We start from the raw sequence: 16118 nt of genomic DNA, 5'->3' as shown, positions 1-16118 counted from the left end.
TGGGAGAAGTTCTCGGCGATCTCACGGTGGTAGGACGGCAGGTTGTCCTCGGTGAGCAGGTTGGTGATCATCGCGGCCTGTGCGACGTCGGAGAGCTTGGACTGCTCCGGGTCGTAGTCCTGGCCGCCGAGTGCGGCGAAGTTGCGACCTTCGTCCCACGGAACGTAGTCGTGAGGGTGCCACTCCCGCGCCATCGAGATGTGACGGTTCACATTGTCCTCGGCAGTGGGCACCAGCTCTTGCAGAAGCTCGAGTTGTGTCAGATCCCTGGCCATCGAGATGCCTCCTCGCGTTGACGTCAGCTCGCAAGCCTAGGGCGATCGATGCGCAACACGCGGAGGCTTGCCCGGATTCTGTTAGAGGTAGCAATCGATGTCTGCACGCAATGGTGCAACGTCACAGCTCAGCGAGCAGCGAGACCGGAACCCGAGGACGCGAGCGTCGCCGGACGGAACACCCAGCCACGGAGTGCGAGGAACCGGGCGGCTCCGAAGATGCCACCCACAGCGATGACGACCAGAACCTGGACGTACGTCGGAGCTGCCGGGAACAGGATGTGCACTGCGGCCAGTGAGGCGGTACTCAGACCAAGCCCGATCAGGGCCAGTCCCCCGGCTTCCCACTGCGTCTGGAACCAGCCGACACGACCGGCCGCATGAAAGGTGTGACGGCGGTGTAGCTCGTTGGCGAGCACGGTACTTGCGGCCACACCTGCGAGGTTGGCAGTGAACGATCCGAGAGAAGCGAGGGCGACGAACAACAGGGCGTACACACCGTTGCTCGATACCCCGACGATCACGAAGCGCGTGAACTGAGCGAACACCGACTCGCCGAGCATCCGCGACCTGATGCGGGGCGCACAGCCCGACGATCCGGACGCGGCCGGAGCTTTCAGGGAAGTGCTCACGAGGACTCCAGTTGTAGAACCGGAAGCGTCGGTCGGCGCTTCGACTCGATACAACTCCGCCCGAGAACGAATCGGTCTCGGGCGTGACGGAAGTCTCAGGCCTTAGTGGAACTTTCTTCCCGAGCGCGCTTCTTGCGGTCCAGGTCGATGTTGAGACTGTTGGGCTTGATCGATGCGACGAACAACACCGCAACGAGCACGACCACCACGACGATGGTGATGACGACCACCGCGATGCCGAAAATTGCCAAGATACCGTTCATGTCCTGCCTCCCGTGTCAGGCAATACGGTACTTGTCGTAGACAGGCCGGTCGACGTGCACCCCCAGCTCACCGATCAGCTCACCAGGCGCGCCACGGCGCGCAGCGGCAACGACAGCCAGGTGGGCCGGTTGCGTGCCTCGTAGAGAACTTCGTACACGGCCTTGTCCAGCTCGTATGCGCGCAACAGGTCGGCCTCCTCGCGGGGATCGTGCCCGGCCACCGAGGCGTACCCGTCGAAGAATGCAGCGATGCTGCGGGCCGCCCACTTCTCGGCTCGCTCTCGTGCCGACTCGTCCTCGGGCAGATCGACCAGCAGGTGGTTGGCGGCATAGTCGAACGAGCGCAGCATTCCCGCCACGTCACGCAGAGCGCTGTCCATCTGCCGACGCTCGGCCAAGGTCTTCGCCGGCTCACCCTCGAAATCGATGAGCAGCCACCGTTCGGGAGTGCCCAACACCTGACCCAGATGCAGGTCGCCGTGGATGCGCTGCACCGTGGTGCTGTTCGACGCCTCCGCCCGCGAGATCAGTGCGGTCGCCGCCGGGATGTACTGCGCGATCTCCGGCACCACCCTGGCCACTCCCGAGATGCGGGCGAGGATCTCCTCGACGGCGGTGGATTCGACGGACCGTTCGGCGGTGCCCAGCACCGATGCGAGGTCGTGGTGCACCTGCGCCACGGCTGCTCCGATTCGGTGGGCGTCCGGGGCGAAATCTGCGGGCAGGTCTTCGATCGGCGTCTCCGGTGAGTCGAACACCTCCTGCACGCTGGCCAGCGCCGCAGTCCAGCCCTCGGCGGAGTTCGCAGCGAAATCCTGAGCCATGCCGAGTGTCGTGGGTTCACCGCCGACTTCGGTTTCCAGCCAGCCCCGAAGCGGTGCAACGTTGACGCTCCCCGCCTGCGCCAGCGCGCGATGCAGTTCCACATCCGGACTGATTCCTGGTGGCACCTGGCGAAACAGCTTGAGCAACAGCAGATCACCGAGAATCACCGAGGTGTTGGACTGCTCGGCCCCGAGAACCCGACCACGCAGACCGCTCGGCACACTCGAACCGTCGACGACCTTGAATTCGATGCTGCCAGTAGCTTTTCCGGCGGCAAGCGCATCTCCGTACAGGCCGATGATCTCGGGGTCGCGTAGACCGTCGTACACGGCCACGTCGCCCGCCACGGGCAGCAACCACGGTCGGAGGTCGTCGGTCGGTTCGGTTCGGAAGCCCAGGGGCACCTGGTAGGTCTGCACGACGGCCGCGCCGTCCTGCGTCAACTGCACCTCCACCAGCAGATGCTCGGCCGCGAAGTGCGGTTCGTCTCGGAGCACGTCGCGCGCGACGATCCGCACCGAACTCACCGTCGAACCCTTTGCGCCGAACCACCGTTGACCTGGCAACCACGCCGCCAAAGCGTCCTCGAGCTGGGGTTCGACCGTGCGTGCCACACTCGAGCTGGAACCGACCATGAGAATCTCTCGCCGCCTTCTTCGGAGTTTGCGAAGCATGTGAGCGTACGTAGCGAAACCTACCCACTCCCGGTGCCGCCCACACACCGACGGCAAAGACACCCGAACGTTATGCAGGTCGTACGCCGGGGCACAGACATGCTCGTAGAGTGGTCTCATGTCCGCTCCACTGACCGCCCACATCGACGTACATCGTGCCGGTGATCGATCGAAAACCCGTGTGTCCTGGCTGGACTCGAAACATTCGTTCTCCTTCGGCCAGCACTACGACCCCGACAACACCCATCACGGACTGCTGCTGGTCAACAACGACGACATCGTCACTGCCGGTCAAGGATTCGAGACGCATCCGCATCGCGACATGGAGATCGTCACGTGGGTGATGCAGGGTTCACTGGTGCATCAGGACTCCATCGGTCATTCCGGAATCATCTATCCCGGCCTAGCGCAACGGATGACCGCGGGCAAGGGCATCATGCACTCCGAGAAGAACGACTCCTGGAGCATCGACGGCAACAGGCACACCGAACCCGTTCGCTTCGTGCAGATGTGGGTACTTCCGGACAGCCCCGGTGTCACTCCCGGGTACGAACAGCTCGAAATCGGCGACGAATTACTGCGAGGCGGCTTGGTCACCGTCGCGTCGGGGATGGACAAGCACCGCGGGCAGGCGGCGATCGGCATCTCACAGAAGTCGGCGGCACTGCACGCCGCCAGGCTGTTGCCCGGAAATTCGGTGACGGTGCCCGACGCCCCGTTCGTGCACCTGTTCGTCGCGCGCGGCACTGTCACGCTCGAGGGGGTGGGCGAGCTCTGGGAGGGCGACGCCGTCCGCATGAGTTCGACTGGTGGACAAACCATCACCGCTACCGAGCCGGCCGAGGTGCTGATCTGGGAGATGCATTCGCGACTCGGCGGTTGACGACCACGTTCGATGACAAGTTGATCACGGGAGCGCGTGGGGGTCTGTGCGCACCGGAGACACCTGCATACACTCCGAGCGTTCACGATCGCCGATTTCGGAGGTACTCAACGTGTCGAATCAGAATCCGCCGCCTGGAAACTATCCCCCGCCCGGAAACTATCCTTCACCTGGTGAGCACCCCCAGCATGGCGGCATCCCCCAGCAAGGTGGGTACCCACAACAGCCGGTAGCACCGAAGAACACCGTCGGAACCGTGGCTCTGGTCCTGGCGATTCTGGGTTTGTTGTTCTCCTGGACCATCGTCGGCGGAATTCTTCTGGGCCTGATCGCCATCGTTCTCGGTTTCATCGGACGGTCCCGGTACAAGAAGCGCACCGCCACCAACGGCACCGTGTCACTCGTCGCGATCATTCTCGGCTTCGTGGCCGCAGCTCTGTCGATCGTTCTCGTCGTCGTCGGCGTCGGCCTGTTCAACGCAGTCGGTGGCCAGGACTTCACCGACTGCCTGAGCAACGCAGGCAGCGATACTACGGCGCAACAGCAATGTGCCGACGAATTCCAGCAGAACGTCGAGAACCAGTACGACGACTCGACTCCGAACTGAGTCGCAGCGTCGCTGCACTCACGTCTCGGTGCCTGAGGGAGTCCGATCGTTTCGGGGCGTCGAACCCGCCACGACCACCTGATTGCCGCCCTGCTGTTTGGCCTCGTACATCGCCGCGTCGGCACGTCGCAGCAACAGTGTGGTGAGTTCGACGACGTCGAAACCGATGCCTTCGGCAACGGGATACGTGCAGTGCGCGACGCCGATGCTCACTGTCAAGGGTGCGGGGTCGTCCGCGAAGTAGGCGGCAGATCGGTACTTCTCGGCCAGTGCGAGGGCCTCGTTCTCGGCCGATTTGGTCACCACCGCGAATTCTTCACCGCCCACCCGCGCGACCAGCACACCGTCCGTGGTCAACCGGCGTGCGACGAGCTGCAGGGCGGCGTCGCCCTGGTGGTGACCGAATCTGTCGTTGATCGACTTGAATCGGTCCACGTCGACGACCATCACCGACACATCGGTCGCACCGAGGAAATACACCGGTAGTGCCTCGTCGAGCCCTCGTCGGTTGCGCACCTGTGTGAGCGGGTCGAAGTTGGCCGACTGCGCCTGGACCTGCAGTTTGAGGAGCAGGTACTGGAAGAAGGTGGGGCCCATGAACGTGATGGGGACGAGCACCACGAGTTGCGCGACCGCCAGACCGTGATCGGCCTCGGGCGAGAGCAGGATCAGCACGAAGAACAGCGTCACGGCCGCTCCGGCCCACAGCAGGTGGAGCGCCATAACTTTCGGACTGTGGAAGAGCTGGACGTACACGCTGTTGGCAGCGAGCATCGCGAGGGCCACGAATGCGGTCTGCGGCGATCCGTAGGACAACAGAACCAGCGTTACTCCGATGTCCGAGTACGCGGCGAACATCACAGACACGCGCTTCGACGGCCACGGAGCCTTCAGCCAGGCGATACCGACCAGGAGTGTCGACACGATCGCAACGACGAAGACCGACCTGGCGATCGCCGAGGTCGGCGGGGCGTCGGTGAGCCAGAGCAGCGCAGCAGCACCGAGTCCGTACGTGAACGTGCTCAGAGCTGCAGCGAGGCGATACGGCGCGAGCGCACCGTGCAGCGCAAGGTAACTGACAACCGACTCGTAGCTGTGCGGCTGGTTCCACCAGGTGCGCAGGAATGTCGTTTGCACATAACCTCCATGCACGTTCCAGCCGACCATCACCGGACCGGACGCTTCGTCGTCGGACCGGGCCGGACATATCGGCCACGGAGAATGCTATTCGACCGCCGTCAGCCTCGGATGTCTCTTCGCCGGAATGCTGTGAAACCTCCTATGCCGACGACGATGGCAACCGCGACGAGCCAGCCGATCGGCACCAGGCTGAGCGTTGCTCCCGGCAGTCTCGCAACGTGGGTGAAGGGCGACAGATCGAGCCACGGCTGAGGTAAGCCGACCACGGACCCGACCTGGCCGAGCGCGACGAAACCGGCCAGAACGGCCCACAGGACGGTCGCGAATCGAGGAAGAGCGCCGAACAGTGCCACGCCGATGGCCGTCACCACCCATACGGCCGGCAGCTGACCTAGTGCACCGACCAGGACGGACGGCAGTTCGCCTGCGATGTCGCCGGTGGCCGACCCGTACGTCAGCCCGATGGTGAAACCGACGACCAGCAGCAGCCACGCTGCGCCGAGGACGGCGCACAGCAGGTGACCTGCCAGCCATCGCGCGCGCGAGACCCCGGTGGCCAGCACGATCTCGGCCAGGCCCGCCTCTTCCTCGCTGCGCAACCGCAGCAGGGCCGAGACAGCGAACGCGGCGACGACGACGCCCACGATGCTCAGCACAGCGGCGATGAACGACTGTTCGACGGTGCTGCCACCGAACTTCTCCAGTGCGTCACCGATGGCAGCGCTGCTGCCGAGTTGGTCACCGATCCCGCCGGTGGACGATCCGATGGCGATGCCGAACAGAGCGAGCCCGACGGTCCAGACGGCAACGGTCCCGCGCGAGAGACGCCACGCCAGAGCGATCGGCCCGGACAGAGAGGGTACGGCCGCTGCACGGCCGCGGCGTTCGGCCCGCAAGCCGGCACCGAGATCGCGTCGATTCGCAGCGGCGAACGCGCCGACGCAGAATGCTGTGGCGGTCGTCAGTGACAGCAGCATCGGCCACCACCGCTCGTCGGCGAACGGCCGCACCTGCGACGACCAGCCGATCGGCGAGAACCACGAGAGGGTGCCCGAGCCTGCGTCACCGATCGCACGCGCTGCGAACACCACGGCCAGCACGCCGAGGGCGTAACCGCGAGCCGCTCGCGCCCCCGACGCCACCTGTGCCGCCACGGCCGCACAGCCGACGAAAACCATTCCGACCACGGCGACCGACGCCCCGTACGCGACGCTCCCGGCCACCGGGAGCCCGAATCCCCACAGCGAGATCGACGACAACGCGCCCGTCGCAGCCACCCCGCCGCCCGCCGCCAGCATCGCTGCCGCCAGACCCGCGTAACGTCCGACGGCCGTCGACCCGATCAGCTCGGTCCGACCCGCATCCTCCTCACCGCGGGTGTGCCGGACCACGGTGAGGATCGCCGCCAGCGGAACCAGAGCCAGCACCGCACCCGAGCGCCACGACACCAGAGCGCCCAGGTCGCTGCCGAAGATCGGGCCGACGAGCGCCGCCTGCGCCGGCGTCGACAGGGTGCCGAGATAGAAGGCCTGACGATCCGCCGCCGTCGGATACAGACCCTCGAAACTGACCGCATACAGCAGCGGCAGCGCCCCGAGCAGAACGATCCACAGCGGTGCCACCAGACGATCGCGGCGCAGATACAACCGCAGCAACGCGCCCGTCCCGGTCAGGGTGTTCATGCGTAGTACCTCAGGAACAGTTCTTCGAGCGTCGGAGCGGAACTGACCAGGCTGCGGACTCCGGCGTCGGCCAGCACGTGCATCGTCGCCGCGAGGGCGTCGTTCTCGACGGTGCAGGTGACGGAGGAACGGTCCGCGCTCACCGCGCTCACTCCGGGCAGTGTCGCCAGACCGTCGGGCACTCGGTCGAGCACCGCGGTGATCGTGGTGCGGGTCAGGTGCCGCATCGAGGCCAGAGTCCCGGTATCGACCGTCCGCCCCTCTCTGACGATGGTCACCGAACTGCACAGCGCATCCACCTCGGACAGGATGTGCGAAGACAACAGCACCGTGACTCCGCGTCGGGCAGCATCTTTCACGCAGTCGCCGAAGTGCTGTTCCATCAGCGGATCGAGTCCCGATGTGGGTTCGTCGAGGATCAGCAACTCGACGTCGGAGGCCAGGGCCGAGATCAGCGCGACCTTCTGCCGATTGCCCTTGGAGTAGGTGCGGGTGCGTTTACCGGGGTCGAGGGAGAACCGTTCGAGCAGTTCGGCGCGGCGGGCGGGGTCGAGTCCGCCGCGCATTCGGCCGAGCAGATCGATCACCTCACCGCCGGTGAGCGACGGCCACAGGGTCACGTCGCCGGGAACGTAGGCCAGGCGTCGATGCAGCGCGACGGTGTCGGCCCACGGGTCGCCGCCGAGCAACCGCACCTGTCCCGACGTGGGGCGGACGAGACCGAGCAGAGCCCGAATGGTCGTGGATTTGCCTGCCCCGTTGGGGCCGAGGAATCCGTGCACCTCACCGGTCGGTACGTGCAGGTCCAGTCCGTCGAGCGCCCGGACCGAACCGAACGTCTTCACCAGGCCGTCGACGGAAATTGCTTCGGTCATGACGTGGCCTCCAGATAGGTGTCCAAAGCCTGGGAGTCGGTGAACAATCCGTCGGTGTAGAGCTCGAGTGCAGGAAGCATGATCTCGTCACCGAGCGCGCTCAGGGCCTCCCGGAAATCGGCGTCGGGGCCGGCCATCTGCACGTACAGCAGCAGTCCGCCGACGTTCTGCCGCGTCAGGAATCGGGCGCGTGCCGCAGGGTCTCGACTGGGGGTGAAACGGCCGTCGCGAACACCGTCGTCGATGTAGCGGACGGCGTCGGCGACCATGTGCTCGAACAACTCTCGCGCCAACGTGCCGCCGGCGGCGAAACTGCGGACGATATAGGCCACGAGCGGTGCGTACTCGTCGATGGCCGCGAGCTGTTCCATCATCGCGGTGGGCGCGGCCGACGCGGCCTTCGACTCCCGGATCACCCGCAGGACGTGCTCGTCGCATGCAGTGCGCAGGCCGTCCTTGGACCCGAAGTGGTGGTTGAGCAGCCCGGGAGAGACACCTGCCGCTGTGGCGATGGACCGCACGCCCGCGGTGAAACCCTGCGAGCCGAAAACGCCGATCGCGGTGTCACGGATTCGAGCCCTGGTGCTGAGATCCTCCGACGCTGTACGCATGTACAGCACATTAAACACCCGTTCAATCAAGCGCAAGAGTGTAAAGATGGACGGATGACTTCAGTAGTGAACTCGGGCATCGATCTCAGCTACCAGGACGAGAACACACGCGCTCAGGACGACCTGTTCGTGCACGTCAACGGCAAATGGCTCGACGAATACGCCATCCCGGCCGACCGGGCCGTCGACGGCGCGTTCCGCACCTTGTACGACCGCGCCGAGGTAGACGTCCAGACCATCATCGAAGAGTCCGCCGCCGCGAACCCGCCCGCCGGAAGCGACGCGCAGAAGATCGGCGACCTGTTCTCCAGCTTCATGGATGCCGACCGCGCGGAGCAGCTCGGCGTGACACCCATCGCCGACGAGCTCACCGCCATCTCCGACGCGGCCGACCTCGTCACCCTCGCGGGTGTTCTCGGCTCCCTGCAGCGCACGGGCGTCGGCGGGGCCATCGGACACTACGTCGACACCGACGCGAAGCAGTCCGACCGCTACCTCGTGCACTTCAGCCAGTCCGGAATCGGCCTGCCCGACGAGTCGTACTACCGCCAGGACGAGTACGCCGAGATCCGCGCGAGCTACATCGCGCACATCTCGAAGATGTTCGCGCTCAGCAGTATCGAGTACGACGCGCAGACGGTGTTCGACCTCGAGCAGAAGATCGCCGCCGGTCACTGGGATGTCGTCGCCCGGCGTGATGCCGAGAAGAGCTACAACCTCGTCGATTTCGACACGCTGGTCAAGAGCGGTGCCGGATTCAACTGGGCCGCATGGATTTCCGGCCTCGGCGCAACCACCGAGCAGTTCGCCGAGATCGTGGTTCGGCAGCCTCCGTTTCTCACCACTTTCGTCTCGCTGTGGAATTCCGAGGACATCGAAGCGTGGAAGGCGTGGCTGGCCTGGCGCGTCGTGCATTCACGGGCACCGTTTCTGACGAGCGCGATCGTCGACGAGAACTTCGCCTTCTACGGAACGACGCTGACCGGAACGGAGGAGAACCGCGAGCGCTGGAAGCGCGGCGTCTCCCTGGTGCAGGACGTGCTCGGTGAGGCCGTCGGAAAGCTGTACGTCGAACGCCACTTCCCGGCCGACTCCAAGGCTCGAATGAAGGTGCTGGTCGACAATCTCACCGAGGCGTACCGCCGCAACATCTCCGAGCTCGAATGGATGAGCCCGGAGACTCGACAGAAGGCGTTGGACAAGCTGGGCAAGTTCACCCCCAAGATCGGCTACCCCGATCGGTGGCGTGACTACTCGGGCGTCGAGATCAGCGCCGACGACCTGCTCGGTAACTACCGCCGCGGCTACACCGCGGACTACCAGCGCGACCTCGACAAGCTCGGCGGACCCGTCGACCGCGACGAGTGGTTCATGACGCCGCAGACCGTCAACGCGTACTACAACCCCGGCATGAACGAGATCGTCTTTCCCGCAGCCATTCTGCAGCCACCGTTCTTCGACCCCGAGGCCGACGACGCGGCCAACTACGGCGGTATCGGAGCCGTCATCGGCCACGAGATCGGCCACGGATTCGACGATCAGGGTGCCAAGTACGACGGTGACGGCAACATGGTCGACTGGTGGACCGACAGCGACCGCACCGAATTCGGCAAGCGCACCACGGCCCTGATCGAGCAGTACAACGAGTTCGAGCCCAAGGCCCTGCCCGGCCACAAGGTGAACGGCGAGTTCACCATCGGCGAGAACATCGGCGATCTCGGTGGTCTGTCGATCGCCGTCGCCGCGTACGAGATCTCGCTCGAAGGCAAGGAAGCACCGGTGCTCGACGGTTTGACCGGCCTGCAGCGAGTGTTCTTCGGCTGGTCGCAGGTGTGGCGCACCAAGGCTCGCGACGCCGAGGCGATCCGCCGACTCGCCGTCGATCCGCACTCGCCGCCGGAGTTCCGCTGCAACGGCGTCGTGCGAAATCTCGACAGTTTTCACGAAGCATTCGACGTACAGCCCGGAGATGCGCTGTACTTGGACCCGGGGAAGCGCGTCAAGATCTGGTAATTCCAGGTAGGGCAATCGGGGAGGGAATTTCTGATGAGGGAATACGCACGCTGGCTGGCTGCTCACGGGGTGATTCGGTTCGCGGCCAAACGCGCAGCGGCTGCGGGCGATCCGCAGGCGATGCTGGTGGCCGATCCGGTGACGCGGGCCAATCCGACGCCGGTCTACGAGAAGCTGCGCGCCACCGCACCGCTGGTGAAGACTCGAATCTCGAACATCACCGTGCACCATCGGGTGGCGTTCGACCTGCTGCGCTCGGACGACTTCCGCGTCACGCAGCTGGGTGCGACCCTTCCCGGGCCGTTGCGGTGGATCGAGCAGCACACCAGATCCGGCGCACTGCACCCGATTCTGCCGCCCTCACTGCTCTCGGTGGAGCCGCCGGACCACACCAGGTACCGGAAGCTGGTGTCCTCGGTCTTCACCGTCCGCGCGGTGCAGAAGATGCGCGATCAGGTGCAGGAAACGGCCGATGCTCTGCTCGACGAGCTGTCCGACGGCTCTCCGGTCGTCGACATCGTCGATCGCTATTGCGCGCGCCTGCCGGTTGCTGTGATCGGGCGGATCCTCGGTGTACCGGTCGAGGACAATCAGCGGGTTCTCGAATTCGGTGAGATGGCCGCACCCAGTCTCGACATCGGCTTGTCGTGGGATCAGTTCAAGCAGGTCGAGCGTGGCCTGATCGGATTCGACGCCTGGCTCTCGCAACACATCGCAGGACTACGCCGCAATCCCGGTGACGATCTGATGAGTCAGCTGATCGCCGCGAAGGACGAGGGCGTCGGCCTCAACGACGAGGAGCTCCGGGCCACTGCGGGATTGGTGTTGGCCGCAGGGTTCGAAACCACCGTCAACCTCCTCGGCAGCGGAATCCAACTGCTGCTCGACAACCCCGACCAGCTCGCCGTACTGCAGCAGGACCCGTCGCACTGGCCGACGGCCATCGACGAAATGTTGCGGATGGAATCACCGGTACAGCTGACCGCACGGATGGCCAAGCGCGACGTCGAGGTCGAGGGAGTGACGGTGCACGAGGGCAAGCTCGTCGTGCTGGTGCTCGCCGGTGCCAATCGGGATCCGCTGGTGTTCGAGGACCCGGACAGGTTCGACGTCACCCGCGCCAATGCCGGTAAACACCTGTCGTTCTCGGGTGGGCGCCACTACTGCCTCGGGGCAGCGCTCGCGAAGGCAGAATCCGAAGTGGGCTTGAAGGCGTTGTTCGACAGATTCCCCCACCTGCGCTCGGCAGGCGAAGGAACCCGTCGCAACACCCGAGTCCTGCACGGATGGGCCACGCTGCCCATCGACCTCGGTGAACCGGCTACGACAACCGCAGGCCGGTAACGGAGTCGAAGAAGAACAACTCGTCCAGCTTGGGTACCAGTCGAATTGTTTCGGCCAGGGCGATCGACAACTTGCGGTCGACGCGAACCGCGATGCGGCCGGAGGCTGTCGACCAACCACCGTCGGTGCTGGGCGCGGAGGCGTAGACGAACGACTCCGCACCCAGCTCCTCGATGAGCTCGACGGTGAGCTGCAGGCCACTGCCCTCGCCCACCAGATCCCACGACTCCGGACGAATTCCGACCACCACGCGCTCACGCGCCGAAGACGGGGCCGGGATGCGCAATTCGCCGAGTACGGCCGCGCCGTCGCGCACGGGGGCGTCGACCAGATTCATGCCGGGTGACCCGATGAATCCCGCGACGAACGTGTTGACGGGGTTGTCGTACAGCTCCCGCGGAGCGGCGATCTGCTGCAGCTTCCCGTCGAGCAGAACCGCGACGCGATCACCCATCGTCATGGCCTCGACCTGATCGTGGGTGACGTACACCGTCGTGGTGCCCAGTCGTCTTTGCAAACCGGCTATCTGGGCCCTGGTCGAGACCCGCAGCTTGGCGTCGAGGTTGGACAGCGGTTCGTCCATGCAGAACACCTTGGGTTGACGCACGATGGCGCGCCCCATGGCCACTCGCTGACGCTGCCCGCCGGAGAGCTTGCCGGGCTTGCGACCCAGCAGCGGCTCGAGCTCGAGCATCCTCGCCGCGTCGAGTACTCGTGCTGCGGTGTCGGACTTGCTCATTCCGGCATTGCGCAGCGCGAAGCCCATGTTGTCGCCGACGGTCATGTTGGGGTACAGCGCGTAGTTCTGGAACACCATCGCAACGTCCCTGGCCCGCGGAGCCAGCGAGGTGACGTCCACTCCGCCGATGTCGATGCGACCGCTCTCGACGGACTCGAGACCGGCGAGCATCCGCAGACTCGTCGACTTCCCACAGCCCGAAGGCCCGACGAGAACGATGAATTCACCGTCCGCGATGTCGAGTTCGAGGTTGTCGACAGCAAGGGAATCGGCACCCGGGTACCGGTGCGAGACACCGGCGTAGTGAACGGCCGCCATTACTTCGGCAGCTTCGGGGTGATCTGGCGGTCGATGATCTGCTGCAGCTGATCCGAGATGGACGCGAACGTCGTTGCGACATCGGCGTTCTGCAGCGCGATCTGCTCGAGTCCGCTACCGATGATCTTGTCACCACCGGGGACGAACACGCGGGCGTAGTCCTGCGAGCGAGTCAGCGCCAATTGGTCGACGGCCGTCTTCGCGTTGGGGTTCGCCTCGAGGAATGCGATCTCCGACGGGTCCTGCTGTGCAGACTTGCGGACCGGCATGTAGCCGGTGTTCTGCGAGAAGTAGGCGGTGTTGGCACCGTTGGTGACGAAGTCGATGAATTTGAGCGCGTTCACCTTTCGCTCCTCCGAGATCTTCGCCGGAATGGCCAGGCCGGCTCCACCGGTGGGGCAGCCGGGGGTGCCGTCGGTGGCCGGCAGGAAGGCGGTACCGAACTCGAACGCGGCACCGGCCTTGATGGTGGAGAGGTCGCCCGTCGAGGCGATGGTGGACGCGAGGATGCCCGCGGCGAAGTCGTTGGCGATGTCGTTGGACACCGCGGCGTACTTCTTCGTGTGGATCATGTCCTGCAGGAACTTGCCTGCCGCAATGGTATTGGGGTCGTCGAACTTCAGCTCGAACTGATCGGAGTACGATCCGCCGAACGTCCAGATCGGACCCTCGAACGTCCACCCGAGGTAGTCGACGGCGTTACCCCAACCGTGAGCGAGCTTGCCGTCTCCGACGACGGCCTGGATGCGCGGGCCCCACTCGTCGAACTCCTGCCAGGTGGCCGGCCCGCGATCGGGCAGTCCGGCCTGCTGCCACACGGCCTTGTTGTAGTAGAACAGCGGCGTCGAGCGCGCGTACGGCAAGGCCCAATGGTTGCCGTTCCAGTTGTAGTCGGCCAGCAGCGAATCCACGTAATCGGACTGGTCGACGCCTGCTGCGGAGAAATGCTTGTCCAACGGCTCGATCGCACCGGTGAGCGCGTAGTTGAACCACCAGACGTCCGAGAGTACGACCACGTCGGGCACATCGTTGCCCGAGAGCGCCGCGTTGAACTTCTGCGACACCTCCTCGTAGTTCTTGCCACCGTCGATGAGATTGACCGTCAGGCCGGGGTTTTCCGCCTGGAAGCGCGAGATCAGTTCCTTCTCGAACTCCTGGGACTTGCCGGGGTGGTTCGACCAGAAGTTGATGGTGTTCGCATCGCCTTCGACAGCCTCGCCGCCCGACCCGCCCGACCCGGGGCCGCTGCACGCCGCGAGGGCTGCGGCGGCCGCAGCCGCGCCGGTGAGCGTGAGGAAGCCACGCCGATTGATGATGTGTGCCATGGTGTTCGACTCCTGATAGTGAGGTGAATCAGCCCTTGACCGCACCGGAGGTGAGGCCCTTGATCATGTGGCGTTGCAGGACGAGAAAGACGAGAAGAATCGGCAGAATGGTCAGCACCGTCGCGGCCATCACCGCGCCCCAGTTGGTGTAGCCCTCGCTGTTCTGGAGCAGCGTCAATCCCACCGGAAGCGGTGCGACCGAGGAGTCGTCGGACATCAGGAACGGCCAGAGGTATTCGTTCCATTCGGTGACGATCGTGATGATGGCGAAGGCCACCATGGTCGGGCCCGACAGCGGCAGGATCACCCGGAACATCAGCCGTACCGGACCGGCACCGTCCATCCGCGCGGCTTCGATGATCTCGGGCGGCAACGACAGGAAGTGATTGCGCATCAGGAAGGTACCGAAGGCGACGCCGGCCAGCGGAATGATGATGCCCTGGAACGAGTTCCGCCAACCCAACTCGGAGATGAGCGAGTAGTTGGAGATGACGGTGATCTGATTGGGCACCATGAGCGCGGCGATGATGACGAGAAAGACGATGTTCTTGCCCGGGAAGCGCAGGAACACCAGACCGTAGGCGCTGAGTACCCCGAGGACGAACTTGATGGACGACACGGCCGTGGTGATGATGATGGAGTTGCGCAGGTAGGTGAAGAACGGCACCTCCGTCGTCGCCTCGCCGTAGTTCTGCGGGTGAAACACGCTGGGCCACCACGTGACCGGCTGCACGTAGATGTCCGGTCGATCCTTGAAGGAGGTGATCAGGATCCAGAACAGTGGCAGCCCGATCATCAGCAGGACGGCGACCATGGCCGCGTATCCGAGGATGTTCGCGCTGCGACGCGCACGCTGCGGGTCGCGCGGTCCTGGCACTTTCTCCGGCGTCGCCGTATCGGGCTTGTCGGTCACAGTCATCGCTGATCGTCTCGATCCATGATTCGTACCTGCACGAGCGTGACGATCAACAGCACGAGGAACAGGATCGTCGCGACGGTGGCTCCGTAGCCGGCTCGGAAGTTGCGGAACGTCTCCTCGTAGACCTGGTAGACCATCGTGGTGGTGCCGGTGCCCAGCGGGCCGCCGCGCGTCATGACGTTGATGATGTCGAAGACCTGCAGCGAGTTGAGCAGCACCGTGATCGACAGGAAGAACGTCGTCGGACGTAGTTGCGGCAGAAGCACTTTGCGGAACGTGGTCCAGCGGCTCGCCTGATCGATCTCGGCCGCTTCCATCAGTTCCTTGCGCACGCCCTGCAGGGCCGCCAGGTAGATGACGAAGGTGTAGCCCAGGTTCTTCCACAGGTACGTCACGGTGATCATGACCATCGCCCACTTCGGGTCCTGGTAGAAATCCGGAACCGAGCCCAGGCCGAGGCGTCGCATCAGATCCTGGACCAGCCCGAAGTTGGGGTCGAAGACGAATTGGAACGCGATGCCGATCGCGGCACCCGAGATGACGTACGGGGCGAAGACTGCGGATCGAACGAAGTTGCGGCCCCGAAGCTTTCGATCGAGCAGCAGCGCCAGCACCAGGCCGAGAACCAATGAGCCCACCACCGCGGCGACCGTGAACACGACGGTGTTGCCGACGATCTGCCAGGTGTCCTCGCGGGAGGCCCACTCGCGGTAGTTGTCGAAGCCGACGAACGTGGAGGTGGGCGAGGACAGGTTCCAGTCGAAGAACGAGAACTGGAAGTTCTCGACCAGCGGCCGATACGTGAACACGCCCAGAAGAACCAGGTTGGGGCCCACCAGAATCAGGAACAGTGCGTAATCGGTCCACGGTCGCGAGAAGAAACGCTTCTCGCGTGCCCTGGGCAGCACTCGTTCGGTTGTTGCACTCACTGCGAGGACTGTGCTCAGCCCCGGCCAACGAATGGTGAACTGAGCCCCAACGCTCACCGTCGGG

16 protein-coding genes are annotated in these 16118 nt (G+C 64.7%); 4 read left to right on the top strand and 12 right to left on the bottom strand.

The window, feature by feature from the left end; genetic code table 11:
* The 4 genes from AB0362_RS18660 to AB0362_RS18645 form a co-directional block, all read right to left on the bottom strand.
* The coding region (locus AB0362_RS18660; RefSeq protein WP_366236050.1) for an acyl-ACP desaturase at window positions 1-275 on the bottom strand (275 nt) is incomplete at its 3' end.
* 128 nt (window positions 276-403) lie between these two features.
* Window positions 404-838 carry a GtrA family protein gene (locus tag AB0362_RS18655; protein ID WP_366236053.1) on the bottom strand — a complete coding sequence of 145 codons (435 nt, stop codon included), beginning with the start codon at window positions 836-838 and terminating at the stop codon, window positions 404-406.
* Between the two features lie 164 nt (window positions 839-1002).
* Window positions 1003-1170, bottom strand: coding sequence for a hypothetical protein (locus tag AB0362_RS18650; protein ID WP_156516139.1), 168 nt, complete (start codon window positions 1168-1170; stop codon window positions 1003-1005).
* A 74-nt stretch (window positions 1171-1244) separates the two neighbouring features.
* Complete coding sequence (locus AB0362_RS18645; RefSeq protein ID WP_366236049.1) at window positions 1245-2630, bottom strand: hypothetical protein; 1386 nt, start codon at window positions 2628-2630, stop codon at window positions 1245-1247.
* A 157-nt stretch (window positions 2631-2787) separates the two neighbouring features.
* Here AB0362_RS18645 and AB0362_RS18640 point away from each other — a divergent pair, with 157 nt between their 5' ends.
* Window positions 2788-3552, top strand: a complete 765-nt coding sequence (locus AB0362_RS18640) for a pirin-like bicupin family protein (RefSeq protein WP_269595197.1) — start codon at window positions 2788-2790, stop codon at window positions 3550-3552.
* Between the two features lie 112 nt (window positions 3553-3664).
* The gene (locus AB0362_RS18635) at window positions 3665-4159 is read left to right on the top strand and encodes a DUF4190 domain-containing protein (RefSeq protein ID WP_366236048.1); all 495 of its coding nucleotides are present in this window, start codon (window positions 3665-3667) and stop codon (window positions 4157-4159) included.
* An 18-nt stretch (window positions 4160-4177) separates the two neighbouring features.
* Here the strand turns inward: AB0362_RS18635 and AB0362_RS18630 are convergent, their stop codons facing one another.
* From AB0362_RS18630 to AB0362_RS18615, 4 genes are all read right to left on the bottom strand, one after another.
* On the bottom strand, window positions 4178-5296 hold the full coding sequence (locus tag AB0362_RS18630) for a GGDEF domain-containing protein (protein ID WP_317533491.1): 1119 nt from the start codon (window positions 5294-5296) through the stop codon (window positions 4178-4180).
* A gap of 101 nt (window positions 5297-5397) precedes the next feature.
* Window positions 5398-6981, bottom strand: a complete 1584-nt coding sequence (locus AB0362_RS18625) for an ABC transporter permease (RefSeq protein WP_366236047.1) — start codon at window positions 6979-6981, stop codon at window positions 5398-5400.
* Window positions 6978-7856, bottom strand: coding sequence for an ABC transporter ATP-binding protein (locus tag AB0362_RS18620; RefSeq protein WP_366236046.1), 879 nt, complete (start codon window positions 7854-7856; stop codon window positions 6978-6980). Before AB0362_RS18620 ends, AB0362_RS18625 begins: the two co-directional genes overlap by 4 nt.
* Window positions 7853-8467, bottom strand: a complete 615-nt coding sequence (locus tag AB0362_RS18615) for a TetR family transcriptional regulator (protein WP_366236045.1) — start codon at window positions 8465-8467, stop codon at window positions 7853-7855. Before AB0362_RS18615 ends, AB0362_RS18620 begins: the two co-directional genes overlap by 4 nt.
* Window positions 8468-8521: 54 nt before the next feature.
* Here AB0362_RS18615 and AB0362_RS18610 point away from each other — a divergent pair, with 54 nt between their 5' ends.
* Both AB0362_RS18610 and AB0362_RS18605 read left to right on the top strand, forming a co-directional pair.
* Complete coding sequence (locus AB0362_RS18610; protein WP_366236044.1) at window positions 8522-10480, top strand: M13 family metallopeptidase; 1959 nt, start codon at window positions 8522-8524, stop codon at window positions 10478-10480.
* Between the two features lie 33 nt (window positions 10481-10513).
* A complete protein-coding gene (locus tag AB0362_RS18605; protein WP_366236043.1) occupies window positions 10514-11824 on the top strand; it encodes a cytochrome P450 in 1311 nt (436 codons plus the stop codon).
* Here AB0362_RS18605 and ugpC read toward each other — a convergent pair.
* From ugpC to AB0362_RS18585, 4 genes are read right to left on the bottom strand one after another with little or no spacing between them, the layout of a single operon-like run.
* Complete coding sequence (ugpC, locus tag AB0362_RS18600; protein WP_366236042.1) at window positions 11802-12881, bottom strand: sn-glycerol-3-phosphate ABC transporter ATP-binding protein UgpC; 1080 nt, start codon at window positions 12879-12881, stop codon at window positions 11802-11804. The genes AB0362_RS18605 and ugpC overlap by 23 nt on opposite strands.
* Window positions 12881-14206 (bottom strand): ABC transporter substrate-binding protein, encoded by a 1326-nt coding sequence (locus AB0362_RS18595; RefSeq protein ID WP_366236041.1) that lies wholly within the window; start codon window positions 14204-14206, stop codon window positions 12881-12883. The genes ugpC and AB0362_RS18595 overlap by 1 nt, the downstream gene beginning before the upstream one ends.
* Window positions 14207-14234: 28 nt before the next feature.
* A complete protein-coding gene (locus tag AB0362_RS18590; protein ID WP_366236040.1) occupies window positions 14235-15125 on the bottom strand; it encodes a carbohydrate ABC transporter permease in 891 nt (296 codons plus the stop codon).
* The gene (locus AB0362_RS18585) at window positions 15122-16054 is read right to left on the bottom strand and encodes a sugar ABC transporter permease (protein ID WP_366236039.1); all 933 of its coding nucleotides are present in this window, start codon (window positions 16052-16054) and stop codon (window positions 15122-15124) included. The genes AB0362_RS18590 and AB0362_RS18585 overlap by 4 nt, the downstream gene beginning before the upstream one ends.
* Window positions 16055-16118 lie beyond the last annotated feature (64 nt).

The sequence above is a fragment of the Rhodococcus sp. NPDC079359 genome (genome assembly GCF_040702585.1).
Classification (GTDB): Bacteria; Actinomycetota; Actinomycetes; order Mycobacteriales; family Mycobacteriaceae; genus Rhodococcoides.
Note: the sequence above shows the minus strand (reverse complement) of the source record. Positions and strands in the feature narration are given on the sequence as shown.

Excerpts from the sequence above, each read along its gene's own strand:
- AB0362_RS18620 (WP_366236046.1), bottom strand. The coding sequence starts at position 7,856 with ATGACCGAAGCAATTTCCGTCGACGGCCTGGTGAAGACGTTCGGTTCG.
- AB0362_RS18645 (WP_366236049.1), bottom strand. The coding sequence starts at position 2,630 with ATGGTCGGTTCCAGCTCGAGTGTGGCACGCACGGTCGAACCCCAGCTC.
- AB0362_RS18615 (WP_366236045.1), bottom strand. The coding sequence starts at position 8,467 with ATGCGTACAGCGTCGGAGGATCTCAGCACCAGGGCTCGAATCCGTGAC.
- AB0362_RS18650 (WP_156516139.1), bottom strand. The coding sequence starts at position 1,170 with ATGAACGGTATCTTGGCAATTTTCGGCATCGCGGTGGTCGTCATCACC.
- AB0362_RS18605 (WP_366236043.1), top strand. The coding sequence starts at position 10,514 with ATGAGGGAATACGCACGCTGGCTGGCTGCTCACGGGGTGATTCGGTTC.
- AB0362_RS18640 (WP_269595197.1), top strand. The coding sequence starts at position 2,788 with ATGTCCGCTCCACTGACCGCCCACATCGACGTACATCGTGCCGGTGAT.
- AB0362_RS18590 (WP_366236040.1), bottom strand. The coding sequence starts at position 15,125 with ATGACTGTGACCGACAAGCCCGATACGGCGACGCCGGAGAAAGTGCCA.
- AB0362_RS18625 (WP_366236047.1), bottom strand. The coding sequence starts at position 6,981 with ATGAACACCCTGACCGGGACGGGCGCGTTGCTGCGGTTGTATCTGCGC.
- ugpC (WP_366236042.1), bottom strand. The coding sequence starts at position 12,881 with ATGGCGGCCGTTCACTACGCCGGTGTCTCGCACCGGTACCCGGGTGCC.
- AB0362_RS18610 (WP_366236044.1), top strand. The coding sequence starts at position 8,522 with ATGACTTCAGTAGTGAACTCGGGCATCGATCTCAGCTACCAGGACGAG.
- AB0362_RS18595 (WP_366236041.1), bottom strand. The coding sequence starts at position 14,206 with ATGGCACACATCATCAATCGGCGTGGCTTCCTCACGCTCACCGGCGCG.
- AB0362_RS18655 (WP_366236053.1), bottom strand. The coding sequence starts at position 838 with ATGCTCGGCGAGTCGGTGTTCGCTCAGTTCACGCGCTTCGTGATCGTC.